Origin of the sequence: Oxynema aestuarii AP17 (assembly GCF_012295525.1) — a bacterium.
Taxonomy (GTDB): Bacteria; Cyanobacteriota; Cyanobacteriia; order Cyanobacteriales; family Laspinemataceae; genus Oxynema; species Oxynema aestuarii.
Window position 1 is genome coordinate 6266291 of record NZ_CP051167.1, and the last position, 25814, is coordinate 6292104.

Genomic DNA, 25814 nt, shown 5'->3' on the forward strand with positions numbered 1-25814 from the left:
GGTTTCGTAGACTGAATGTAGAGGCGCGCGCGATCGCGCCTCTATATGTTTTCTACAGTTTTAAGGGGAGGGAAAGATGCTGAATGAACTCAGGGCGCAAAACTTTAAATCTTGGCCAGATACGGGATCGATTCAGTTAGCTCCCTTAACTGGATTATTTGGTACGAATAGTTCGGGAAAAACGGCAATTTTGCAATTGCTGTTGATGTTAAAACAAACTGTAGAAGCGCGCGATCGCCAGCAAATTTTAGCTCTGGGAGACGAACGATCGGATATCGCTCTAGGTCGCTTTAGGGATCTGCTCCACAAAGGCGAAGATCGACCAAATCTTAATTTATCTATCGGTTGGACATTAAGGAATAACTTAGAAATTTTAGATCCAGAAGGCGAACCGGATCGCCTTCTCTTTTCAATCCCTCAATTAAATTTTGAAGTCGATATCGAAGAAAAAGATCCTCTAAAAGTTGTTCGACAATTTGCTTATCAATTTAAGCAGGACGATCGCGCATGTCGTTTTGGAATGGAATTGAATTCTACTTCAGAGCCTCAAAATTCATTAAAATATAACTTAATTGCCGAAGGCTATGAAGTTAGACGATTTCGCGGTCGAGTTTGGCCACTTCCTGCCCCAATCAAAAACTATGGCTTTCCGGATAAAGTGAATAATTATTATCAAAATGCAAGCTTTTTATCCGATTTAGTTCTAGCTTTTGAAGAATGTTTTAAAAATATTTATTATTTGGGGCCGTTGCGAGAATATCCACGACGAAATTATGCGTGGTCCGGAGATCGCCCGGTAGATGTCGGTTCCCGTGGAGAATTCACAATTGCTGCTATTTTAGCCTCTCGTTGGCGAGATCGAGAGAGTTCCATCGAAAAGGACATTGCGCAAAAATTGCGCGAGATCGGACTCATCTACGATTTCAAAATTGAAGCCATTCAAAGCGATCGGGGGAGTTATCAAGTTTGGGTTCGAAGATCTCCCAATACCCCTGAAGTGTTAATTACTGATGTTGGCTTTGGCGTCTCCCAAATTTTACCTGTTTTAGTCCTGTGTTACTACGTCCCGGAAGGTTCCACAATTATTTTAGAACATCCAGAAATACATTTGCATCCCTTCGCTCAAGCGGGGTTAGCCGATGTTTTTATTGATGTTATCAATCGCCGTAAGGTACAAATTATTTTAGAAAGTCATAGCGAGCATTTATTACGTCGTTTGCAGCGTCGTATTGCGGAAGAGGTCTTTTCTCACGAACAGACCTGCTTATATTTTTGCCAACTCGACGATCGCGGCCAATCTCATTTACAATCGCTGCAATTAGATGAATTTGGGAATATTATGAATTGGCCACAAGACTTTTTCGGAGATGAAATGGGTGAATTGGCTGCTAAAACAGAGGCAGAAATGAGGCGGAGGATGGAGGCTAAAGTTTAGTAGAACCTGTTATCGTAGATACTAATATTGCACTGGTCGCCAATAAAAAACAGCCAAATGCTTCACCGCAATGTGTTATCAATTGCGTTCGAGAATTAATGGCGATTAGACAAGGAGTGAAAAAATTAGTTATCGATGACAACGGTTTGGTTTTTGATGAATACCGACGCAATCTTTCATTGTCCGGTCAACCCGGAGTCGGGGATTTATTTGTGAAATGGGTTCACGACTATCAATATAATTCTCAACGGTGCGATCGCGTCAAAATTACGCCAATTCCTGGGGATGATTTTGCAGAATTTCCCCAAGATCCGCAATTAGCCAACTTCGATCGCAGCGATCGTAAATGGGTGGCGATCGCCCGGGTTCATCCTCAAAATCCACCAATCTTAAATGCGGTTGATTCAGATTGGAAAAATTTTGAATTTGAACTGAATCAGCATGGTATTATCGTTGAATTTGTTTGTCCGGATTTTCAATTCAAATAAGCCAAGTTGGGGCGATCGCTCCGTACTCAATGATGCGAGCTTCTCTGATATAGAGGCGCGGCGCGATCGCGCCTCTACTGTCTTACACCTGTACACATTGGATCGTCGAAAACGCGATCGCCCCTCACGACGAGGGCGGTAATTCCCCATCCAAACGCTCTAGGGAAATCGTCGCCGCCGTCACCACTTGGGGATGATTGTCTTTTTGCAGGTACTTGAGCGCCGCGCGGCTTTTCTCGTGGGGCAAATTCCCCAGCGCTTCCGCCAAACGCTGGCGTACTAACCAATCCTCCGATTGGGCAAAATCGAGAATGCGATCGACGGAGGCGATCGATTTGATTTCTCCCAACGCCGCGATCGCCGCTTGCTGCAACACCACTTGATCCGTCTCTAACGCCCGAATCAAAGCATCGTGAGCGCGCGGATCTTTCAAATTCCCCAACGCCACCGCCGCACTGAAGCGCACCAACCAGTCCGTATCCTCGTAGAGCGATCGCACCAACGGTTCAAAGGCTCTGCCATCTTCTAAATAACCCAATGCCCCCGCAGCCCCCGCCCGAATGCTGTAGTCCGGTTCCGCTTCGAGCATCCTTACCAAAATTGGAAAGCACTCCTCCGTCGGCTTGAGTCCCAGGGCAAACACCGCCATCGATCGCACCTGCAAATTCTCGTCATCCAAGACTTTCTTAATCAGTGGCACCGCCTCGGTCGCAGATACGTATCTGAGCGAAACCAGCGCCAACATGCGATCGCGCGCGTTTTCACTCTCCAACTGCTGGGAAATTTCCGCTAAGGTCATCTGAGTCATCGCTTAAGGTTTTTTACAAAAGTTTACATTTGTTTCCATTATAGAGTGCAAACGGGAGTAGGGAAGGGGGACGAGTCAGGAGTTGAGCCGACCCAAACCTCTAAGACTTCTGGAAATGCCCTAAATGCTCTTCTCCCTGACGACTAGAGACCGAATTCGGGGTGATTTCGAGGGCGATCTCTTGAAAGCGGGGATGGAAAAACTGGCGGATCTCTTGTTTCGTGACGCCAAAAGGAGGACCGCCGGGACGAGAATGAGTAAAAAATAGACCGATCAATTCGCCGCGAGGGCGCAGCAACCGATGGGTGACCTCGACATATTGCGATCGCTTCGTCGGTGGAATCGCACAAAAACAAGTATGCTCGACCACGTAATCGAAATGCTCCGCAAACTCAGGGGTCAAATCAAAAATATCGCGCTGTAAAAACGTCGCTTCAACGGCGTGTTTTTGGGCCAACTCCCGCGCTGCAGAAATTGCGGCGGGGGCGAAATCAAAACCGACCACCTCAAAGCCGTGTTTGGCAAATAACAGCGCTTCGTGACCGCGACCGCATCCCAACACCGCCACCCGACCCGGCGCGGGGGATTGAGGAGGTTTCAAAAACTCGACCAAAGGAGGTGCGGCGCGACCGAGATCCCAGCGATCGCTTCCTTCCCGATAACGTTGTTCCCAAAAGGTGGGTTGTTCGATTTCTTGCATCTTTGAACAGGGGTGAAGTTGAGTAAAATATCTAGATTTTCAATCATTGTAAAGTTTTTTGTTTTTCCCTTCTTCACCCGATCGCGCGATCGTTAGCATCCTCGTGCTTCCTCGGGCTTCTGCTTCGATGTTACCCTAACCGATCTCGCGGGAAAAATATGTCAGAATCGGTCCAACGTCTTCGGTTTGTCAATCATGCATCTCCCTTTCCTCAAAGGTACGGGTACCTTGAAAGCTCACCCCGTCGTGCGCATACTTCTCCCGAGAGGAGTTTGGCATTTTCTCTTGATAGCTATCGCAATTTCCGGGATTGTTTTCCGTTTTGCCGATCTCGATCGCGAAATCTTTTGGCATGACGAAGCTTATACGGCTTTACGAATTTCGGGATATACGGAAACTGAGTTAATTGAAAACCTCTTTATCAACGAACCCCTCGATCGCGACGACCTTTTAACTTATCAACAACTGACTCCTGAAAAAACTTTAAGCGATACCCTCAACTCCTTAGCTCGCGAAGACGCCCAACATCCTCCCTTGTATTACATATTAACCCGATGGTGGGCGCAACTGTTTGGAGATTCGATCGCCTCCCTTCGCACCGTTTCTGCCCTTTTAAGTTTAATTGCGCTTCCGGCAATGTATTGGCTTTGTTATGAGTTATTTAATTCCGAATTCGCCGGATTAATTGGAATGGCGCTAATTTCTGTTTCTCCCTTTCATATTCTCTACGCGAGAGAAGCCAGAGAGTACGGATTGTGGACGGCGACAATTTTACTGACAAGTGCGGCATTTTTAAAAGCAATTTCACGGAATAAAAACATTAAAAAATGGGTAATTTATAGCATCACTTTAGCGGCCAGTTTCTACAGTTTTCTCTTTTCTGCATTAGTAGCGATCGCCCACGGCAGCTACTTACTGGCGATCGACGGCTTCAAAATCACTCAAAAAAAGATGAGTTATTTCTTCGCCTCTTGGGGAGCCGTCTTATTATTTATCCCCTGGATCGTTATCGTATTAAATCAATTTTCTAAAGTGCGTGGGACGACGGCGTGGACCGCACAGCCGATGGCGCCGATCGGTTTGGCGATCGCTTGGGTTGCCAATAGTAGCCGGGTGTTCTTCGATCTGAATTTAGATTCTGATTCGCCATTGATTTACAGCATTCCCGCTTTAGTTTTGGCGATCGCCTTAATCGGATACTCCCTTTATTTTCTGATAAAACATACTCAGAAACAAGTCTGGCTGTTTGTAATTTTATTAATTGCCATTCCCGCTTTAACCCTGATCCTTCCCGATCTCATCCTCGGCGGTCGTCGATCTACGGTCAGCCGTTATTTAATTCCTTCTTATTTAGGGATGGAATTGGCAGTTACTGCCTTGCTATCGTTAAAATTAGCAACGGCTAACAGCATTTTCAAACAAAGACTGTGGCAAGGAATCGCCCTCACTGTTTTATTGGCGGGGATGATTTCCGGGGGGGCGATCGTCCATTCAGAAACCTGGTGGAACAAGAAAAATAGCCACAATCACCCGCAAGCTGCCCGATTAATTAATGCGGCAGAACATCCGTTATTAATGACCAGTGATTTTCGCTTCAATCGCGGCGAAATGCTATCTTTAGCGCACTTACTCGATCGCCACGTCACGATCCAATTAGTACTTGAGGGAGAAGTCCCCAACTTGGGGGATGACGGAGTTGGGAAAGACCGTCAATCATTTAGCGATATTTATTTATTCAATCCTTCTAAACGTTTGCGAGAGGGCTTGCGGGATCGCTATCCGGACACCGAGATCGAACCCGTGAAACCGGAAGCCTTGCGGTTAGAAAAATTAACCGGAATCGGTTCCGGGCGATCGTCTTAAGAGGATTGCTCCTCGGCGGGGTGGGGTAAAACTTTTAAGATTTTATCGTATTGAAACTGAGCGACACAATCGCGAAGCACGTGGGCTAGACGGTGATTTTCGGGTTCGATTTTGGCGATCGCCGCTTCGATCGCACGCGGATCGAGATCTAAAATGGCTTCTCGCAATTCATCGATGAGGAAGGGAGGCAAAGTTTCGATATTTGCCGCCGTTAAAACTTGAGGACTGGCCGGACTTTCGACCGAGTGAAACGGACGGTCTTCATAGAAATATTCCAACTTCAAATGTTTGGCCAACGTTTCAAAAATGACCGATTCGACGATCGGTTTGGGAACCCAATCGTCACACCCGGCGGCAAAAATAGCAGGTTTATCTTGTTCTAAAGCACTGGCAGTAACCGCGACGATCTTAGTTTGGCGACCTTTGGCGGTCGCTTTAATCTGGCGGGTAGCTTCGTAACCGTCCATGACGGGCATTCGCATATCCATCCAAATCAAATGAGGGTCGAAGCGTTGCCAGACGGCGATCGCCTCGCGACCGTTGACGGCTTCGGCGACCTCAAAACCGACCCGAGACAGCCAATTAACGAGAATCAGGCGGTTGTTGGCGCGATCGTCGGCGACTAAAATGCGGTAAGTCTCGCCGTCGCCTGCAACGCCGACAATGCGATCGCTCGGCGTGGTCGAGTGCACGGATAACTGGGTCGGAGAAACCGGGCGAATGCCGATCTGAAAATAAAACGTGCTGCCTTCGCCGAGTTGAGAACTGACCTCGATATGTCCTCCCATCAGTTCCACGTAACGCTGGCAAATGGCCAGACCCAACCCGGTTCCTTCTTGCATTTCCATCCCCGATTGGGTCTGCACGAACGGTTCGAATAACTGTTTGAGTTCGTTGGGGGCGATGCCGATGCCCGTATCGCAGACCGTGAAAGCCACGAACTGGCGGGGAGGAGACCCGATCGCCCCGTCAACGGCCCGCCAGCTCACCCCCACGGCGATCCTGCCGCGATCGGTAAATTTGACCGCATTACTGAGTAAATTAATTAAAACCTGGCGCAATTTGAGGCGATCGCTGCAAATATATTGAGGGACCTCCGGGGCGAGGACGAACTCGAATTGCAACCCTTTCTCGTTGACTTTCAGTTGAAAAGTCTGGTGGATATCGGCGAGTAATTGATAGAGGTCGAATTCATTTTCATTGAGATGGGTGCGTCCGGCTTCAATTTTGGAGAAATCCAAAATATCGTTAATTAAGGCGAGTAAATGTTCGCCACTGCGGGCGATCGTGTTGAGATAGGTTTGTTGGGCTTCGGTGAGGTTGTCGTGATGTTCGAGCAGTTGAGTAAAGCCGAGAATCGCATTGAGCGGCGATCGCAACTCGTGGCTCATATTCGCTAAAAACAGACTTTTCGCCCGGTTGGCGGCTTCCGCCTCTTCTTTCGCTTCCGATAGCGCCATTTGTACTTGTTTGAGTTCGGTAATGTCGGTATAAGTTCCGACGACGCGCACGACTTTAAACCCGTCGTCGCGAATCGCCTGACCGCGCACCAAAAACCAGCGAAACGAGCCATCTTTGTGACTGAGACGGTGTTCGAGAATGTATTCGCCGACCTTACCGGACAAGTGAGCCCGGGCCGCTTCGAGGACTTGGGGGCGATCGTCGGGATGGATGTAGCTCATCCACGCTTGGAGGTTGGCGGGCATTTCCTCGGGACGATACCCCAAAATATCTTTAATATTCGGATCGAGATAAAATTCGGTTTCGAGTAAATTCCACTCCCAGACGCCGACTTTGGCGGCGCGGGTGGCGAGTTCGTAACGCCGTTCGCTGCGTCGCAAGGCTTCTTCGGTCAATTTGCGATCGCTGATATCGATCGCCACTCCATCCCAGAGTAAATCGCCGTTGGCTTGGCGTTCCGGTCGCGAAATCGACTGAATCCACTTTGTTTTCCCCGAGGCCGTGTGGATTTTGTACTCGCAGTAAAAGGGTTCTAAGGTGCGTGAGGAGTGGGCGATCGCCCGTTTGACCTCGACGAGATCTTGGCGGTCGATCTGGGCGAAAATCGCCGAAGCGTCCTCGCGAATGAGTTCGGGATCGATCTCGAAGATTTCGCGACAGGCGTGACTCGCATAAGGGACGCAGTAGGTTCCGTTGGAACCGAGACGAAATTGATAGATCGTTCCGGGAATGTTGGCGACGAGCTTTTGAAAGCGCGCCTCACTCTGGCGCAGTTGTTCTTCGGCCCGTTTGCGATCGCCGATGTCGGTACTGACCCCGAGAAATCCGGCGGGTTCGTCATCCGCGTTGCGAATCAGGGTATTGATGAGGTAAGCCGCGAAGGTACTGCCGTCGAGGCGTTGCACGGTGATTTCCCCTTCCCAATAGCCTTGTTGTTGCACCCGGGCGAAAATCTCGCAGGCGCGACCGTACTCGCAGGGAGGAACGATCGCCTCGAAGATCCGTTGACCGAGAATACGGTCGTCCGTAAAGCGGTACAAGTCGCGCGCGAAGGTATTGTAATAGGCGATCCGACCGTCTAGATCGGTGGCGATGACCGCATTGCGGACTTGAGAGAGTAAGGAGGCTTGAAAGGCGATTTGCGCTTGAGCTTGCTTGCGTTCGGTGATATCTTGAGCGACGACCATCCCGGCGATCGCCTCTCCGGCGTCGTTTTTGACGCTGACGCTTTGCAAGAGTAAGGCGCGATCGTGGTAAGCGATTTCGTGAGGGGTTTCGATTCCGGCGAGGGATTCTCGATAAATCGGTTCGATCAGCTCGATTTCGTCTGGGGTGAGCGCTTCCCACAGGGTTTTCCCTTCCAAATCTTCTGGGGTGTAACCGGACCACTCCTGCAAAGCTTGACCGCCGACGACGAGATAGCGCAAATCGCGATCGAAGAGAAAAATTGCGCCGTTGGGAAAGTGTTCGGCGACGGTTCGGTAAAGGCGATCGCTGCGTTCGAGGGCTGCTTGGCTTTGCTGGCGGTCGATCGCCGCCCCCAGGATATGGGCGATCGCCTGGAGAAAGTGAACGTCATCCTCGCTGAACTCCCGATATTGCCGGGTGTGAATTCCGAAAACGCCGTAGGGGCGATCGTGTAAGCCGATGGTCACGCTGACCCCACTGACCACTTGGTGTTGGTGCAGTAATTCCGGCCCGTTGAAGCGCGTTTCCGTCGATAAGTCGCGCACGATCGCGGGTTCGTCAGAATACAGAGTATAGCCCGCTTGCGATTCCCGTTCGGTTCCCACCGTCGCCGTTCCCACCAAACCCGGTTTCCAGCCGATCCCGACTTTGAGCAGCAATTCCCGGCGGTCGGGCAGCAATTCTAAGATTTTGGTATATTCGACGGCCAAAATTTCGGCCACGACATTCACGGCGCACTGCATCAAGGTTTCGAGATCGTCGGTGGCTAAAGCTTCTTGACCCAACTCGGCGATCGCCGCTTGTTGGCGTTCCCGGATTTTGAGTTGGTTTTCCGCCTGTTTGCGATCGGTGATTTCTCGTTGGGCACCGCAATGTCCCACGATCCGTCCCGCTTCGTCATAGAGACAGGTGTAGCTTCCTTCCACCCACATCGGGGTTCCGTCTAATTTTTGTTCCCGATATTCGAGTTCTAAAATGCCGCGATCGAATAACTCCCGCCACAGTTGTTTGGCATCGTCGAGATCGTGGGAGAAAAACTCTGCCGGAGTCATGCCGAGTAATTGTTCTCGGGTACCGCCATATTGCTTGACAAAGGCGTCATTGACTTCACTGAGGCGTTCGTGGCTGAAGGTGTAGTCGAGTAAGGCGTCTTTGTCGGCCCCATCGTTCCAGGCGACGCCAAAATCGAAGCTGAACAAGAAAAAACCGTCAATGGCTTGATTGAAAAATAAATCGAAGCGTTTTTTACTTTCTTGTAAGGCGATCGCTTCCGTGGAGACGATCGCGCCGACTTCCCCGAGGCGATCGGTGGCGGCTTGGTCGTCTTCTTCTCTGGCAATTTCGGGATATTTTTGTTGCAGTTGCACGACTTTGGCGCGCGCTTGCCATTGTTGGTAACATTGCAGCGATCGCCCCCGATAATCTCGGGCGATCGCCTTCATCGACTCGGCGCTATAAAAGTCGGCGGCGCGTTCGTAGCAGACGGCGCGTTCGTGAATTAACTCCCGATCGCGTGCAGTTTCGATGGCGCGATCGTAACTTTGTGCCGCTTGCCACTGCTGTTGTAAAACCCGCGCTTTTTCCGCTTCGACTAAGGCGAAATTACCCGCAAATTGACGATCCCACGGGGGAATTTGATGACGGTTTTCGAGGAAAGTATCGGTCTGCTGCACGACGGCCCGACGCTGTTGTTTCGACAAGTTCGGATAACTCGCCAATCCCGCTAAAATCCGATAAAAACTAAACCAAGATAACAACGCCGGATCCTGAAGGCGATCGAGTTCGATCGCCGCCCGTTCCCCCTTGACAAACGCCGTTTGAAAATCCCCAAACCAATAGGCGATCGTCAAACGCGTAAACCAAAACATCAACAGGGTCTCGTCCCCCCGCGATCGTGCGATCTCGACCCGTTCGGCTTCGAGGTCCGCATCGAGTGATCTCCCCGTTTCACCCCCTCGCGTTAAATCGGCGATCGCCCAGGCGACGGGGCGATCGCACGGATCGCAGGGGCACGACAGTTGCACTTCGAGTAAATTTTGTCCGGTTAATAAAGCGAGCATGTTCAAAAAGATGGCTATCGCGGGCGATCGCTTCGTCGTCGATCCCCTCCCCATGGCGGCGATCGTTCTCATCGCCAACCCGGTTATGAGTTTTCACAGCCACTCGACCCCCGCAGGTGAATGTCGAATCAGTCGGTCAACTAACGATCCTCTTTCAATCCTATTTAACTTTTGAAGGGTTCGGGGAGCGATAAGTCCCGCGCTGTATGCGAAGCATCAGCGTCGGGATACATGGACTCCCCTCGAAAAGTCTCATCCCCATGCCTCCGGCACGCTACGCGAACCATGGGGATGAGACCAGCATTTCCGAGCAGCTATAGCCTGTGGTAAACTCCGGCCATGCTGACCATGAACTACACCTACCGAATCTATCCAGATGCCTTGCAGCAGACTGAACTGCGGTCGTGGCTTGAGACGTGCCGAGGCGTATATAACTACGCGTTGCGCGAACTCAAGGACTGGATTGCTTCGCGTAAGTGTCCGGTAGACCGATGCTCGCTGGAAAAGGAATACATTATTCCCGCCAATGAGCCATTCCCGTCTTACCATCGTCAGCAGAACAACCTGCCCAAAGCGAAGAAGCAATTCCCGCATCTGGGTAAGGTACATTCTCAGGTGTTGCAGACCACAATTCGCAGACTGCACGATACCTGGGAAGCCTTTGTGAAACGGGGACATGGATTTCCGCGTTTCAAAAAGTTCGGTCAATTCAAATCCTTTGTGTTTCCCCAATTCAAGAATAATCCCATCAATGGCTTCACAATCAAATTGCCAAAGTTAGGGGAAATACCCATGAACCTGCATCCCCCCTTCGCCCCCCTTTCAAAGGGGGGTTGGGGGGATACAGGTAAGGGTATTGTCCAGGGTGCGAGGAACACAATGGTATGTTGTCGTCACGATTGAATCGGATATATCGGTTCCCGATGTCCCGGTTCACGGTCGGGCGATCGGGATTGACCTGGGATTGGAGCGATTCTTGACCGCTTCCGATCGCTCTTTCCAAGAACGCCCTAAGTTTTTCAAGTCGATGCAACGCAAGCTGAAATTGCTGCAATGCAGAGCCGCACGAAAACAAAAGGGTTCTCAAAACTGGGAGAAGGCGCAAATCGAAGTGGCTAGAATGCACCATCGCATTGCCAATCGTCGTAAAGATTTCCATCTGAAGACGGCTCATCAGCTTTGCGACCGGGCGCAAACCATCTTTGTAGAAGACCTCAACGTCAAAGGCTTGACCCGAGGGATGTTGCGAAAAGATTGTGTTGATGCCGCCTTCGGACAATTCCTGTCTCTGACGGAATGGGTTTGCTGGAAGCGTGGGGTCTACTTTGCTAAAGTCAATCCCAACGGCACCAGTCAAACCTGCCCCAACTGTTTTGCTACGGTGAGCAAAGGGTTGGAAGTCAGAGAGCATCATTGTCCTGAGTGTGGGTATCGAACGCATCGTGACCATGCTGCAGCAGAGATGGTTTTGCATCGTGGACTCGAACAAGTCAGTAGCCAGGGACTCTGGGGAACGGAAACCGCCTGTCAAGTCGGTCTGTCGGGGGTCTATGACCTAGATAAGTGGCGTGGGGCCCGAATACCCAATCGTGAGGTTGGGAAGCCCGCGCTGTAATCTTTGATTCAGCGTCGGGAAGATGTCACGACCCGAAGCTAGGTGGGCCTGAACATCCCTTGACGCGGGGAATAGTTAAAAGATTTCACTTTTACGGATATAAATCAATGAAAATTGCGATCGCAGGGGCGACCGGATTTGTAGGGAGTCGTTTAGTCGAACGGGCCCAAGAGGAGGGTCACGAGATCCTCGTGTTCACGCGCAATCCCACGAAAGCCCAGCGCGTTTTTCCTCCATCGGCATTTCCTCACGTGGAAATTGTCGGCTATACCCCCCAAGAGTCCGGGGAGTGGCAAAATGAACTGTCCGGTTGTGACGCGGTGGTTAATTTAGCCGGGACTCCCCTCGCAGACGAACGCTGGACCGCCGAACGCAAGCGGTCGATTCTCGACAGTCGCAAACTCGGAACCCGCAAACTGGTCGAGGCGATCGCCCAAGCGGATCCAAAACCCTCGGTTTTAGTGAATTCTTCGGCGGTCGGCTACTACGGAACCAGCGAAACGGCGACCTTTGACGAAACCAGTCCTCCGGGAGACGATTTTTTGGCGAACGTCTGTCGGGAATGGGAACACGAAGCCCGCCAAGTTAAGGAGAGTGACACCCGTTTGGTAATCGTTCGGACCGGAATTGTCCTCGGAATGGGTGGGGCGATCGCCAAAATGCTCACCCCGTTCCGCTTGTTTGCAGGCGGTCCGATTGGAAGCGGACACCAGTGGTTTTCCTGGATTCATCGCGACGATCTGGTCAATTTGATCCTGGCGGCGTTGCAACGTCCGGAAATTGAAGGGGTTCTCGACGGAACTGCCCCCAATCCCGTTCGCATGAAGGAACTGTGCGACACCCTCGGACAGGTGATGCACCGTCCGTCTTGGTTACCCGTCCCCGATTTTGCCCTCCATGTCTTGTTAGGGGATGCGGCCCAAGTCGTTCTCGAAGGTCAGCAAGTTTTACCGAAACGTCCTTTAGAGTACGGTTTTGAATATCGATATCCAACCCTGAAAGCTGCTCTCGAAGAGGTTTTATCGTCGAGTTAGGTTCCTCTTTCGAGGGGGTCTACGGTAGGACTGAGTGGGGTTGGCGATCGCGATCGCTCCCTCCACTCAGTCCCCACTTTTTTAAAGTGTCGAAAATAATTGTCGAAAATTTTAGTAAAAATACTCATTTTTTCGACGATATCGAGTACAATTACTTAACAAGTAACGGCTCTCCCTTCACTTCTTTGTAGCTGTCTTTACCATTACTCACGGTTTCGGCGATCGTTATCCTCAGAAAGATCGCTTTTATTTACCTACCTTAATATTTTTTTAGAAAACTTTATTAGACATTTCTTATTTCAATGATAAGATCTGATGAACTTGACGACGAGCAATTTTAATTCACTGCTCTTGCGGATTGTTGATTAAATAAGGAGTTGAGCAAAAATGACTATTGATAACGTTTCCATCAAGCCGGAAACCCGCAACCACAAGGGATTTTTCGTGCAAGAAGCTCCCTACAAACTGATGGGCATCGACGCATCGGGGTGGGCATTAATCTGCTTTGATAACTCCTGTCATTACGTCGATCCTGACAATCTCGAAAATTCTGCCGATCCCAATGAAGCGATAGATTAATTTGAAACGAACCTTTTTAATACTCTTCCTTGATAGGGCTGTACTGTTTCCCAGTACAGCCACATTTTTTTTAAGAGATCGTCCCAATTCTTCGAGTATTTTGATTAAATTTAATCGATCTTAAAGATCGGATCGAGCAACGCTAACCTCGATCGCCACAAGAGACGAGGGGCGTTGTTTTGGCAAGAGGTGAGATTGGGGCGATCGATACAGTTTTGAGGGAGAAAATTATCGTAAATCCGGCTGAGGGGCGATCGCCCCTTGAAAACTGCATAAAGCTGGACTAGGCTGGAAGCAATCGCGCGATCGTATTGATTCTTGGCAGATAACCAGACCTTCTTCTCAAAAATTGTTCCACTCAGTAGGGAGTCGTTCTGAAGGATGTAACCGCAGCAAAATCGCGCGTGAGAATCGTCGCGAGAGGTTAGCTGGTTTTTGCGGAGCGCGTCAGTCTGCGATCGTCTCAGGTCAAGCAGGCTAATGGGGTTCATCTATTCAATCGTTGGTTCGTTAGTGTTGGGAAATGAACAAAATCATGTATAACGGTTATCGAGGTGCGATCGCCAGCCTCAGCGCGATCGCCAGCTTTGTGGCGACTCCTGTCATGGCGTTTTCGATTACCCCAGGAACCTCTAACCTCTTAGACACTCTCCTCGGGGATACCACGGGTCTCAGTGACTTTTCCCTGACTACCATTGGATCGAGTCAAGCCTTCGGTCAGTTTACAGACGATCCCTTCGGGTTGGGAAGCGGGATCGTTCTGAGTACGGGAAAAGTAGCAGAAATTCCCGGCGAGAATACCCTTTCTGTATACGATTTTGACTTGAACCACGATTTCGCTCCGACCGCCCTCCCTGGATATTCTAGCGGCGAACTGGGAGATAATATTCAACTCGATCTGAGTTTTTTCGCCGATAGTAGCGTCGAAAAACTATTTTTTAACTACGTCTTCGGTTCCGAAGAATTTCGCGAGTACGGTGGCAGTCCATTTAACGATTCCTTTGAACTGCTATTAAATGGGATTAATCTTGCCAAACTCAGCGACGGTCAAAATGTCACGATTAACAACCTCGTTCCCAGTTATGACAATCCCAGTTTAGACCATCCCGACTACATTAATAATCCGGTCGGTTCTGGGGTGAACACTAAACTGGATGGCTACACTCGAACATTAGGATTTGAAGGCTTGCTCGCTCAAAATAACCGCAATACCTTAAGTATTCGGATTAAAGATGTTGGCGATGGTTGGTTAGATTCTGCCGTATTTATCCAAGCTGGATCGGTGGGAACGGTACCCGTTACCGCTCCTGGCGTCTCCGTACCCGAACCGAGTCTATTACTCGGCTTGTTAGCGATGGGAAGTTTCGGATTATTTGGGGGATTGAAGAAAAAACAAGGTCTATAACTTTTGTTTGTAGAGTTGTTCTCTCAATGCCGTTTTTAAATTAACGCTCTATCTCAATATTAGGCGATCGCCATTCATCGATAAAAGAACGGGCGATCGCCTTTTTCGTTGCTCTTGCGATGGGCTAGATTTTCATCCTTGCAAGGTCCTAGCAACACCCGCCTTCCGGTTCGCAGCACCCACTTCCCTCACTCGTTTTCGTCAAGTGATAGTCGCTACCTTTCGTTTCTCGCGGATGGCGCACACTCGTGCGATCGCCGTCAAAAGCTCGTGCAGTTTCTAAAGGAATTTCCCGATAGGGTTCGACCGGAATAAACTCGCCGGAATAGGGGCCATTTTCTGCAGTTAACAGTTTAAAGGTTTTGTCACAGACCGCCGTTCGTTCCCCGCGTCGATACCGATGTCCGTCATCATCGACAACCTCCTGCCACGGTCCTCGGTAAATTACCGCTTGGTTGCGTTCCCAACACGGCCCGTCTTTCCCTTTAAAAGCTTGTACGGTCGCCGAACGGAACTCGATTCCGTCAATAACTTGCCAGGGTTCCTCCTGACGGGCGAGAATTTCGATGCCGTAAAATCCCGCTTTTTCAAACATTTCTAAAAAGGCATCTTCGCGGAAAGCACCCGCAATGCAGCCACTCCACAAGTCCGGATCGTTGAGAATTTTGGGGGTGGGATCTTCGTCGCAAACAATATCGGAAATCACCGCGCGACCGCCGCGTTTGAGAACCCGGTAAATTTCCGAAAAGAGCTGTTTTTTATCCCGCGATCGCACTAAATTTAAGACGCAGTTGGAGACGACTAAATCGACGCTATTATCGGCGATCGCGGGCTGTTCTCGCCGGAGGCGATCGCACTCGGCTTCAAACGCTCCCCAATCTTCTACCGAGGCGATCGAATGTTGGCTAAGCCAGCGATTGGCCGCATCGAGATCCAAGGCTAAATCTTGAATTTTACCCTTGACAAAACGGACGTTATCGTAGCCAATTTTCTCGGCAATTTCGCCGCGATACCGACGGGCGAGATCGAGCATTTTATCGTTAAAATCGACGCCGATAACGCGACCGGATGCCCCGACTTTTTGGGCGAGAATATAGCAAATTTTCCCGGATCCCGAACCGAGATCGACGACGGTTTCCCCGGGTTTGGCATAACGACTGGGATCGCCACAACCGTAATCTTTATCGAGGATTTCTTGGGGAAGAATTGCTAAATATTTCCCGTCGTAATCGGTGGGACAGCACAATGCGGCTTCGACGCGATCGGCTCCGGCTTGATAGCGTTCTAAAACGGCTTTTTCGACATTATAGGTGCTGTCTGGCTTGAGGGAATTGGGGGTTGAAATTTCGCTCATAGATCCGAAGAATTTGGCGTTTGCTCTCTTGTTATTTAATTTTATTTAACGATCGCCAGATGAATTTTTACTGAGAAAGGGAGGATGAAAACTCGCGGGCAAGATGCCCGCACTTCAGACGTCCGAGTTCGTTCAATTGGCGCCGGAATTGCGCATTTTCTGCCATGCTAACTGGAGTCCCAAGGCGACCAAACCGAGGGCGGCGATCGCGAAAACGCAGGTTCCCAGGGTACTAATCCCGAGGACGAGGGTGCGGACTGCCGCCGCAATATTGAGGGTGGCGACTTTAGTGGAGGTAATCGGTTTGTTGGCAAAGGTTTGGGCGATCGCCGAGGTCATCAGATAACAGAGAAAGCCGATCCCGCCGGAGACGATCGCCCCACTAAAACAGCGCCAAGGGGTAATCTCTTTACCGTCACTGGTTTTGAGGGGGGTGTTTTCAGTGGATTTATTCATAATGACTGTCTCGATGTTGATTTTCACTGCACGACGACCCGACTGTTAGGGGGCGATGTGAATACCGTGGCTGCTCAATGGCGCGACCCACAGTTCTAAATCCGGATCGGTAATCGTCCGACGCACCCCTGCGCGGACTTGTTCGGCGGTTTCTGGGGTGGAAGTGAGGGCGAATACACTCGGACCGGATCCGGACATCATCGTTCCTAAAATCTCGAATTTTGTAAAGGTTTCGCGCAGTTCGGCGACGTGAGGATAGGCGGGTAAAACGACTTTTTCTAAATCGTTATATAATTCGCGGGCGATCGCCTCGCCATCGCGATGAGAAATAGCGGCGACCATCGGTCCGGCGTGGACGCGCTGTTGGCGGCGGGCGAGATCTTGCGGTTGGGAAACGTAGGTATCGCCAAATTCTTGGCGGTAGGTTTTATACGCCCACGGGGTGGAGACGGCGAGAGTGCGGTATTTGCCGACGACGACCCACAGATCGTCTAAATCCGGCAAGGGTTCGAGGCGATCGCCCCGTCCGGTCGCCAAGGCCGTGCCACCGGAGATACAAAACGGCACGTCTGCCCCCAAGCGAGCGCCTAATTCTTGCAATTCGGGTTGAGTTAAGCCGATTTGCCACAATAAATTCAAGCCGACCAAAACGGCGGCGGCGTTGCTCGATCCCCCTGCAAGTCCGGCAGCGACGGGGATTTGCTTGTCGATTTCGATCTCGGCGGCGCCGTACTGAGCGAAGCTGTCGGGAAATTCATTTTTGAGCAATTCGGCGGCGCGATAGGCCAAGTTGGTGCGATCGCACGGAACTTGCGGGTGATTGCAGTGAATTTGAAAGTCTTCGATGCCGTTGGGGCGCACTTTGACGCGATCGCACAGGCCGATACTTTGCATGACCATCGCCAATTCGTGGTAGCCGTCGGGGCGATCGCCGATAATTTCCAAGTACAAGTTAATTTTTGCAGGGGCAAGCAGGGTATACGCGCGCATCTTTTCGTTTACGATTGCAAGTTAACCGGGGCGAGCTGCAAAGAATTGCTCAAAGCGACCCACTCGGCGACACCGAGATCTTCGGCGCGGCTTTGCGGGTTGATTTCTAATCGTTCCAACAATTGTGTCAGGCGATCGCGATCGACGAGCGCTTTGAGATTATTTCTTAACATCTTGCGCTTGCTACTAAACCCGACTTTCACCAGGGTTTCCAACTGTTTCGGGTTGTCGGCGGGGGTGACAATTTCCCGAGGCAACAGGCGCACCACTGCGGAATCGACTTTCGGCGGCGGATAAAACGCTTTGGCGCGCACGTCGCAGACAAACTCGCAATCGGCTAAATATTGGACGCGCACGGACAAGGCGCCGAAATGTTTCGATCCGGGATTGGCGCGCAAGCGTAGGGCAACTTCTTTCTGGACGAGCAAGACGATCGCCTTGTAGGGGTGGGAATGGGGAGCGGCGATCGTGCCGAGCAGTTTTTCTAAAATCGGTCCGGTGATGTTGTAGGGAATGTTGGCGACAACTTTATTGGGATTGTGGAACAGTTCGGGGGTGGTTGGCAAGATCTTTTCGAGATCTAATTCGAGAATATCGCCTTGTAGGAGTAAAAAGTTGTCGCGATCGCCCAATTTTTTCGTCAATTTGGCACATAAATCGCGGTCGATTTCGACGGCGATCGCCGATCGAGCGGCACTCAATAATTGTCGGGTTAAAATCCCCGTCCCCGGTCCGATTTCTAAGACGCGATCGTCTGGGGAGAGGTCGGCAGCTTTGACGATCGAAGCGAGGGCGCGATCGCTTCTGAGCCAATGTTGGGCGAATCGTTTTCGAGGTCGGGAAGAGGGCATGAGCGATCGGCAATCGGGATTTTTCAGGTGATCTTTTATTGTACGGGGGCGATCGCCCGATGACAATCTCGCGCTCGCGGTTTTAACGGGCGATCGTGGCCAATTTCGCCGCTTTTGGGCAAGGTTGGGAAAGGGTACGGGCGATCGTGTCGAGACAACGGCGATCGCTGACCATCCAGCGATGCAAACCCACGGAAATTTTAACTTCATCTCCCACGGGCAATTGCGAACTGTTGGCAGGGAGAATCATTAAATCGAAGGGGGTCCAGATCGAGGTAAAATTAACCCGACTCAAGGTTTCGATCGCGTCGCGATTGAGGTCTTGCAAAAAGGGGCTATTCGGACGCATTTGGATACTGCCTTCGAGGGCTAAAGCGTATCCGGTCCAGGTTCCGTTATGGGGCGAGGAAATCGTGATGAAGCGCTCGACGCGATCGACTCCCCCCAACCGTTGCAAGTAATACCGACTGACGAGACCGCCCATGCTAAAACCGAGAAGGTCGAACGGGCGATCGCCGGGGAAATGACGATCCGCATAGTCGCGCACTTGTTGGGCGAGTCGGTCGAGTCCGACGGAACTATCATTCGGTTCGAGATCGACGGTGTGAACCTCCCATCCGTATTGTCGTAAATAAGCCGACATCGGTTTAAAAATCGTTCCTTTATCCCAAATTCCGTGAACGAGGAGAACGGGGTTTTTCCGAATAGAGTTCTGCATGGGTTTTTGACTCCCGGCGTAGGTCATTTCAGTGGCTGTGAGTTTAGTGTACGTTGCCCCGCCCGGGAAGGGCGATCGGCCCGGGACAGTTTCTCAGGTGGGCCACCGCTCGATTGCAATTCTTAATTTTGTGTAGATCCGTAAACGATCTCCCCGCCAAAATTGCCAAAAATTCGCATTTTTGTAAATTTTTATAACAAATAATAGCGAGATGTTGTGGCGATCGCCCCCGTAACTTCATAATTGTTCATGACAGTCTTAATTTTTCGAGTCGTACTTGAGTCGTTCGCCCTCCGGTGACATCACTCAAGTCCGTTCAGCAGTAATTTAAGGAGCAATCACCATGTTCGGTTTTATTAAGAAATTGTTTGGTGGCATTTTCGGTTTCCTCGGTGGACTGTTTGGCTTAAACAAAAAATCCGACTACTACCTCGACTTAGGGGAGACCGACGGCAGCAGCGCGGCCCCCGCCAAAGCCGAACCTGCTAAAGCTGAAAAAGCTAAAGCCGAACCCGCTAAAGCTGAAACAGCTAAAGCCGAACCCGCTAAAGCTGAAACAGCTAAAGCCGAACCCGCCAAAGCTGAAAAAGCCAAGCCCGCACCTGCCCCCGCACCCAAGCCGCAACCCGCCAAAGCTCCTGCCGCACCGAAAAGCGAACCCCAACCCGTCGGCGGTTTTGCCACTGAATACCTGGTTCCCACGGCGAGCACCCCTCGCCGTCGTCCCGGTGCGAACATGAGTTCTTTCCTGGAAATGGCTAACCAAATGGGCAATCGCTAATCAAAACTTGCGATGATTGGCGACAGACTCACTCTGACGCTTAGTTTTACGCCCCGCGATGCGATCGGGGCTATTTTTTTGTCTAGAATTGCTATATTCCCTACGATTGCCAAATTATAAAATGAGAACCCGCCTATTTTTCGCCCGGATAAGGGTTGAGCTACAGGGGATCTCTAAAGAAAAGCTTAAGCTGTCGATCTTTTAAAATGTATAGTTACGACATGGGCAGGATGCCCGCACTACCAAAAACTATTGTATCTTGTAGGGGGTTGGTTACCAAACCCCTACAAGGTTGCTTGATACTTTCTGTATAAACAGCCTCATCAAGCCATTCTCAATTCTTTAAAGAATTGAGAATGGCTTGATCGATCGAGCGATGACAGTGTTGATGCTGAAATGACTAACCGGTTAATATCTTCTTTATAGATACCTTCTAAGTGGGTGCATCCGAATTCAGCGATCGCGCCAGGAGTCAGTTGAAGTCGCTGTTTGATTTTCTCAAACTCCTTTATTGAAGGAGACTCCACTGCATTCTCTCTCCTGACTCGACAACCCATCAAATATCACTCTCAAAATTAGGGAAACTATGTCAGAAGTCGCTTCTGTTTTCCTCGCACCAGCACCCACAGTGCCGTTTTTGCCCGGTATTGCTCTGAGCGGCGGATCCGGGATGGATATCCAAGACCTCGAAGGTCAACCCCCTGTAGCCGAAGTCCCTTCTCCTGCCGGAGACTCCCCGGATACCCCTTCCCCACCACCTCCACCTGTGCCAACCGCCACCGCAAGGCCCACCCCTCCCGAGGATCCGGATTTCCTTGGCCAGGAGGGGAAGGAAGCCCCCATCGGCACTCCGGGAGTGGACGGACTTTCAAATGACCCTATCGCCAACTTGCTCAGCCAATTCAATGCCTCTCGCGCCTTCTTCCAAGGTCAGCAAGCGGGCAGTTTGGAATTCGTGGTCGGCAGTACTGAAAATGACTTGATGTTGTTAGGTCCGCTAGCCAATGTGGTTGGCGGTGGTGCGGGCGACGATAATATTTTCGCCGGGCCAGGGGACGATCGTGTCAAAGCCAGTGCCGGAAACGATGTGATACATGGCAACCAAGGAGCGGATGTTCTCGATGGTGAAGAAGGGAACGATTTAATCCGTGCCGGTCAAGATAACGATACCGCGAAAGGCGGTGTCGGGAACGATATTGTCTATGGAGACAAAGGCAATGATAGTGTCAGTGGAGATGACGGCAACGACCGGGTATTCGGCAACCAAGGAGAGGATACCGTCGATGGCGGAGCCGGTGACGATACCGTCTACGGCGGTCAAGACAATGATTCGGTCAGTGGCGGCATCGGCAACGATGTGCTCTTTGGCGATAAAGGCAACGATCGCCTCACCGGCGCTCAAGGAGCCGATACCTTCCGCTTTGAGTATTTTGCCCCACCAGGGGAAGACGTTCCCACGGCTCATGCTGAAGATGGCAATCTCTTGGGTGTGGATACGATTACTGACTTTACTCCCAACGAAGATAAAATTCAGTTGGATAGCCGCATCTTCTCGAAATTGCAACCGGGCATGTTGGCTGAAGGGGATGTAACGGTGACGGGTCAATTTGACGCCAATGCCAAAGGTACTAGTGCCTCGAAGCTGGTTTACGACCAAACGAGCGGTCTGCTGTACTACAATCCCACGGATGCTGCTGGGGATGAAATGCCTTTGGTGCAACTCGATCCGAATCTCGATATAGACTCGAATGACTTTGAAATTTTCTAATCTGAGATGTTGGATTAGGAATATCCTAATGGATCAACCGATCGCGCTTTTTATACGTAGTGTAAAGCTGGTACCAAAATGGCATCTAAAGCCGATCGCTCATCCTTTCTCTTCTGCCGTTTCCCTCGACTTTCTACTGGGAAAAACTAGGTGCCAAACCACGAACAACGCGGGACGATTTTTTACCGACAGGGAGATTTAGTCGCCGCAGAACGCTGTTATCGACAGGCGATCGCCGAATCGGGTCATCGCCCGAGAGTCTATTACAATCTGGGCGTGGTGCTCGATGCTGCAGGCAAATGGCCCCAGGCAATGGCCGCATACCATCAGGCAATTGTCCTCAAACCGGACGATCTGAACGCCTATAGCAACCTGGGCTGCTTGTTGGTGAAATTGGGAAAAGTTTCCGCAGCGATCGCCCTCTTCCGACGCGCCCTCGCCCTGGCTCCCAATTGGGCAAGTTTATACAACAACCTCGGTCAAGCCTTCCAAGCCCAAGCAAAGCTGGGGTCAGCCCTAGCCGCCTATATTAAAGCGATCGAATTGCAGCCGGATCTGGCGATCGCCTATTATAATGCAGGCAAAATCTGGCAATCCGAAAATCAGCACGCCAAGGCACTTCCCTATTTTCAGCAAGTCCGGCAACTCAATCCAACCTCCATTCTCGCAGATGCCGAGTGCGGCTATTCGCTGATGGCACAAGGCAAGCTGGATGCAGCAATGCCGTACTTTCAGCAGGCGATCGCCCGCGAAGCGCATTTCATCCAAGCGTACTGCCATCTTGTGGAACACCGCTTAACACTTCCCGGGCGCGAACATCCCCAGGACGAACGCGATCGCGCTCAACTCGCTTGCACCCGATTTCTCCGCGCCTTGCAAAAACATCCCCATCACCCGGACGTTTATACCCAATTTTACCTGATTCACTACCATTGGGGAAATGTGCTGTTCCGATATGGCGATTACCAAAACGCGGAAATTTTCTATCACAAAGCGTTGCAAATTGACCCCCATTGCCGGGATATCGATCGCCGGGAGATTTATCGCCGCTTGGGTCAGTGCTTGAGCAAACAAAATCGACTCCATCCAAGGGCGATGGTGGAGAACCTAGCAACGCTCATTCCACCCACTCGTTCCTCTCTACTCACCGGGGCCATGAGTCAGATGTCACGAGACATCGCACCCACAAGGCGATCCCTGGAGTCAACGAATGCCGCCCAGGGTCACCTCCACCCCAAAGGCATTTATCGCCATACCCGCGAGTGGATCGAAACCACTCATTTTCAGGGCAGGGATTATTTCCCCGTTCGGTTCCCAGGTAGCAAACCCCCTCATGTGCAGCCAACTCCCACCCCCGATGGCGAGTGCGCTGGATTAAATTGTGTCCCTTGCTTGCAGCGCATCGCACGGGATTTTTCTCCAGTTCATTTGGGATGGGGCATCCAACGATTGGCAGGAGTTGCCCACCGTTTTAACGATAATTTTTCCGGTCATTTTATTGCCTCGATTCCTCACGGACGTGCTTGGGTTGTTCCACAACAAAATTCCTGGATGGTGTGCAATTGCGTAGCCATTATTACCCCGGATAATTATCTGCTTGCCGACGTTTCTCGCGAATATCCCGGTACGTTACCCGGATGCCAAAAACAAGATACCCGCCACCCTCGGGTATTTGAGTTAGATGCCTTTCCTCCAGTGCGAAAGATTGAGGGCACCGTTGCTTTGTTATCCGGACTTTCCGGAGCCGTTTATTTTCACTGGATGGTGGATATTCTTCCCCGTTGGGAAATTTTGCGCCAGGGGGGAATAGATGTGACTCAAATCGATTATTATGTCATTAATAGTCTAGAGCAGCCGTTTCAGCGAGAAACCTTGGCCGCCTTAGGGATTCCTGAATCGAAAATTATTCAGAGCGATCGCTTCCCCCATATTCAAGCAGATACCTTAATCGTTCCGTCTTTTGCCGGTCATCTCGGGTGGGCCGAACCTTGGGCAATTCAATTTCTCCGCCGCGAGTTTCTTCCGCTCATCTCCGCCTCAGATTATCCCGGTTCCGAGCGCATCTATATCAGTCGCGCTAACGCCCGATATCGCCGCGTATTAAACGAAGCGGAAGTCATTGACTTTCTCAAGACGCTGGGGTTTGAGATTATTCAACTTGAATCTTTATCATTTGCCCAACAAATTACTACCTTCGCGCGAGCTAAAATTATCGTAGCTCCACATGGCAGTGGATTAACGAATATCCTGTTTTGCCGCCCGGGTACCCAAATCGTCGAATGGGTTTCTCCACATTATGTTAGACCGTACTATTGGCAAATCGGCCAACAGCTCAAACTGCAACACTATTGCTTGACTGCCGAGGCATTGGCCTGCTGTCCTATTAGAGAGTTAATCTATCCCAACCCGCTAACGGAAGACATTTGGATAAATTTAAATCAGTTGGAAAAAATGATGTCCGTAGCGGGTATAATAAAATCGATATTTCCTGGAGTTTTTCCCCCGATTCAAGCCACCGTGAATCCCCCTATTTCTACCGATCTATTCCTCCAGCAAGCGGAAACCGATTTCCGCCTAGGAAACTTGGAACTCGCCAAAGCAGCTTGTTTAAAAGCGTTGCAGATCGATCCCAATTCTGCAGAGGCTTGTAAAATCATGGGCAACTTGCTACAAGAGCACGGACAGATAGAATCGGCACGAAAGTGGTATGTGAAAGCGCTGCAAATTGACCCCAAATTGGCAGCAGCTTATGCAAATTTGGGCAGTTTAGCAGCTCAAGAGCAGCAGTGGAAATTGGCAGTAACTTGCTATCAAAAAGCTATTCAAATCGATCCGAATTTTGCCGGGGCATATCGGAATTTAGCGAAGGTATGGACGCAGTTAAAGCGAGGAAAAGAAGCGGCGGAATGCGGGTATGCGGCCTTGTGTTTGTCACCGGATAAGTTTTCGGCTACTGCGTGCGTGAATTTGGGCAATACCCTGGTGCAAGAAGGGTTGGTCGATCGGGGGATAAATTGTTATCGTCGCGCGATAGAATTAAATCCAAAATTGGCAGGGGCATATTACGATTTGGCGTCAGCACTACAACGTCAAGGGCAAAGTAAGGAGGCTGCTACTTACTATCAAAAAGCCAGAGATTTGGGTCTGGAAAATATATCGATTAGGACAACAAAGACGGTAGTCAAACCAGATTATTTGCAAAAAGCGCGAGGTTGTGTCGATCGCCAAGAATGGCAAGAAGCTTGTGAGTTATGCAAACAAGTCCTAGCCTTAGAACCAAAAAACGTTGAAGCTTATAAATTGTTGGCCAATAGTTTTCGGGAATTAGGAAAGCTTCAGGAAGCGATGCAATCTTATCGCAAAGCCCTATCCCTGCAACCAGAAAATGCAGAACTTTGCCGCCAATTCGGAGATCTGTTAGCCCAACAGCAGGAATGGGAAGCAGTCGTTAGCGCTTATCGTCGGGCTGTAGAACTCGATCCGAAATTGCCGGGAATGGAGACCAGATTAGCTCATGCTTTTCGAGAACGCGCCCAGTTAGATTTAACCGCAGCCGCAAGTTTCTATAATCTAGCGATTCAATCGAACGCCTCGCAAATTCAGACCGATCGCCACTTCCTGGAAATTCACCCCGATCGCCCCGACATTTATTTGACATTAGGGGATACTTTGGTAAAACAAAAGCGCCCAGATGAGGCAATTTTAATTTATCAAACGGCGATGAACCGATTTCCCGAAAACCCGGAAATCTATTTACATTTAGGTAAAGCAATGGCTGCCAAAAACGATCGCGTCGGGGCAATGGCTGCTTACCGTCGGGCGATCGCGATCGACCCCAATCATTATTGGTCGCATCACCATCTCGGAGATATTTTAGCCGAACAGGGAAAATTACCAGAAGCGATCGCCAGCTATCATCGTGCGATTGAAACGAATCCTTCTCCTTCATTTTGGCATTATCATAATTTAGGGACAGTTCAAGGGTATTACGGAGAGTGGGAAGAAGCGATCGTCTCTTACTACAAAGCGATCGAGTTAAATCCCAATTATTCTTGGTCTCATAAAAATTTAGGCGATATTCTCGCCGCCCAAGGTAAAATTGATGAAGCTACTGTCTGTTATCGTCGGGCAATTAAACTTAAACCCAGAATTTTGTAACCTTCGGTAGTGCCTTCGTTAGCCTTCGATAGGGGGCGTTAGCGACAGCGTAACGCACCGATATGTAAGATTTATTTAAGTAGTAGGGTGGGCAATGCCCAC

The 25814-nt window shown here is 50.4% G+C and carries 21 protein-coding genes; 11 read left to right on the top strand and 10 right to left on the bottom strand.

Going from position 1 to position 25814, the window contains the following annotated elements:
- Positions 1–76: 76 nt before the first annotated feature.
- Both HCG48_RS25000 and HCG48_RS25005 read left to right on the top strand, forming a co-directional pair.
- Positions 77–1435, top strand: coding sequence for an AAA family ATPase (locus tag HCG48_RS25000; protein WP_168571602.1), 1359 nt, complete (start codon positions 77–79; stop codon positions 1433–1435).
- Between the two features lie 116 nt (positions 1436–1551).
- Complete coding sequence (locus HCG48_RS25005) at positions 1552–1923, top strand: hypothetical protein (protein WP_234488835.1); 372 nt, start codon at positions 1552–1554, stop codon at positions 1921–1923.
- Between the two features lie 124 nt (positions 1924–2047).
- Here the strand turns inward: HCG48_RS25005 and HCG48_RS25010 are convergent, their stop codons facing one another.
- Entirely contained in the window at positions 2048–2731 is a 684-nt protein-coding gene (locus HCG48_RS25010) for a HEAT repeat domain-containing protein (RefSeq protein ID WP_168571603.1), read from the bottom strand.
- Between the two features lie 100 nt (positions 2732–2831).
- Entirely contained in the window at positions 2832–3431 is a 600-nt protein-coding gene (locus HCG48_RS25015; protein WP_168571604.1) for a methyltransferase domain-containing protein, read from the bottom strand.
- A 285-nt stretch (positions 3432–3716) separates the two neighbouring features.
- On the opposite strand from HCG48_RS25015, the gene HCG48_RS25020 reads away from it, so the two are divergent.
- On the top strand, positions 3717–5294 hold the full coding sequence (locus HCG48_RS25020) for a glycosyltransferase family 39 protein (protein ID WP_168571605.1): 1578 nt from the start codon (positions 3717–3719) through the stop codon (positions 5292–5294).
- Here the strand turns inward: HCG48_RS25020 and HCG48_RS25025 are convergent.
- The gene (locus HCG48_RS25025) at positions 5291–10003 is read right to left on the bottom strand and encodes a PAS domain S-box protein (RefSeq protein ID WP_168571606.1); all 4713 of its coding nucleotides are present in this window, start codon (positions 10001–10003) and stop codon (positions 5291–5293) included. The two genes, HCG48_RS25020 and HCG48_RS25025, sit on opposite strands and share 4 nt — an antisense overlap.
- A gap of 339 nt (positions 10004–10342) precedes the next feature.
- On the opposite strand from HCG48_RS25025, the gene HCG48_RS26325 reads away from it, so the two are divergent.
- The 4 genes from HCG48_RS26325 to HCG48_RS25040 all read left to right on the top strand — a co-directional run bounded on the left by HCG48_RS26325 (position 10343) and on the right by HCG48_RS25040 (position 13231).
- Positions 10343–10906: an RNA-guided endonuclease InsQ/TnpB family protein gene (locus HCG48_RS26325; RefSeq protein ID WP_246259762.1), complete on the top strand. Its 564-nt coding sequence runs from the start codon at positions 10343–10345 to the stop codon at positions 10904–10906.
- Entirely contained in the window at positions 10869–11618 is a 750-nt protein-coding gene (locus HCG48_RS26330) for an RNA-guided endonuclease InsQ/TnpB family protein (protein ID WP_246259764.1), read from the top strand. Before HCG48_RS26325 ends, HCG48_RS26330 begins: the two co-directional genes overlap by 38 nt.
- Before the next feature lie 107 nt (positions 11619–11725).
- Positions 11726–12652 (top strand): thylakoid membrane protein ThyD, encoded by a 927-nt coding sequence (gene thyD, locus HCG48_RS25035; protein ID WP_168571607.1) that lies wholly within the window; start codon positions 11726–11728, stop codon positions 12650–12652.
- A gap of 387 nt (positions 12653–13039) precedes the next feature.
- Positions 13040–13231, top strand: a complete 192-nt coding sequence (locus HCG48_RS25040; protein WP_168571608.1) for a hypothetical protein — start codon at positions 13040–13042, stop codon at positions 13229–13231.
- A 110-nt stretch (positions 13232–13341) separates the two neighbouring features.
- Here HCG48_RS25040 and HCG48_RS25045 read toward each other — a convergent pair whose 3' ends face one another.
- Positions 13342–13722, bottom strand: a complete 381-nt coding sequence (locus tag HCG48_RS25045) for a hypothetical protein (protein ID WP_168571609.1) — start codon at positions 13720–13722, stop codon at positions 13342–13344.
- Positions 13723–13754: 32 nt separating this feature from the next.
- Here HCG48_RS25045 and HCG48_RS25050 point away from each other — a divergent pair, with 32 nt between their 5' ends.
- Positions 13755–14636 carry a choice-of-anchor L family PEP-CTERM protein gene (locus HCG48_RS25050; protein WP_246259765.1) on the top strand — a complete coding sequence of 294 codons (882 nt, stop codon included), beginning with the start codon at positions 13755–13757 and terminating at the stop codon, positions 14634–14636.
- Between the two features lie 148 nt (positions 14637–14784).
- Here the strand turns inward: HCG48_RS25050 and HCG48_RS25055 are convergent, their stop codons facing one another.
- From HCG48_RS25055 to HCG48_RS25075, 5 genes are all read right to left on the bottom strand, one after another.
- On the bottom strand, positions 14785–15990 hold the full coding sequence (locus HCG48_RS25055; RefSeq protein ID WP_168571610.1) for a DUF8838 domain-containing protein: 1206 nt from the start codon (positions 15988–15990) through the stop codon (positions 14785–14787).
- 132 nt (positions 15991–16122) lie between these two features.
- The gene (locus HCG48_RS25060; protein ID WP_168571611.1) at positions 16123–16446 is read right to left on the bottom strand and encodes a DUF3082 domain-containing protein; all 324 of its coding nucleotides are present in this window, start codon (positions 16444–16446) and stop codon (positions 16123–16125) included.
- Between the two features lie 45 nt (positions 16447–16491).
- The gene (gene ispE, locus HCG48_RS25065; RefSeq protein WP_168571612.1) at positions 16492–17436 is read right to left on the bottom strand and encodes a 4-(cytidine 5'-diphospho)-2-C-methyl-D-erythritol kinase; all 945 of its coding nucleotides are present in this window, start codon (positions 17434–17436) and stop codon (positions 16492–16494) included.
- A gap of 8 nt (positions 17437–17444) precedes the next feature.
- A complete protein-coding gene (gene rsmA / locus HCG48_RS25070) occupies positions 17445–18287 on the bottom strand; it encodes a 16S rRNA (adenine(1518)-N(6)/adenine(1519)-N(6))-dimethyltransferase RsmA (protein ID WP_168571613.1) in 843 nt (280 codons plus the stop codon).
- An 82-nt stretch (positions 18288–18369) separates the two neighbouring features.
- Positions 18370–19005 (bottom strand): esterase/lipase family protein, encoded by a 636-nt coding sequence (locus HCG48_RS25075; protein ID WP_168571614.1) that lies wholly within the window; start codon positions 19003–19005, stop codon positions 18370–18372.
- A 343-nt stretch (positions 19006–19348) separates the two neighbouring features.
- On the opposite strand from HCG48_RS25075, the gene HCG48_RS25080 reads away from it, so the two are divergent.
- The gene (locus HCG48_RS25080; protein ID WP_168571615.1) at positions 19349–19786 is read left to right on the top strand and encodes a hypothetical protein; all 438 of its coding nucleotides are present in this window, start codon (positions 19349–19351) and stop codon (positions 19784–19786) included.
- A 323-nt stretch (positions 19787–20109) separates the two neighbouring features.
- On the opposite strand, the gene HCG48_RS25085 is transcribed toward HCG48_RS25080, so the two are convergent.
- Positions 20110–20313 (bottom strand): hypothetical protein, encoded by a 204-nt coding sequence (locus HCG48_RS25085; protein ID WP_168571616.1) that lies wholly within the window; start codon positions 20311–20313, stop codon positions 20110–20112.
- Between the two features lie 59 nt (positions 20314–20372).
- On the opposite strand from HCG48_RS25085, the gene HCG48_RS25090 reads away from it, so the two are divergent.
- Positions 20373–21554, top strand: coding sequence for a calcium-binding protein (locus tag HCG48_RS25090; protein ID WP_168571617.1), 1182 nt, complete (start codon positions 20373–20375; stop codon positions 21552–21554).
- Between the two features lie 150 nt (positions 21555–21704).
- The gene (locus HCG48_RS25095) at positions 21705–25712 is read left to right on the top strand and encodes a tetratricopeptide repeat protein (RefSeq protein ID WP_168571618.1); all 4008 of its coding nucleotides are present in this window, start codon (positions 21705–21707) and stop codon (positions 25710–25712) included.
- The last annotated feature ends 102 nt before the right edge of the window (positions 25713–25814 follow it).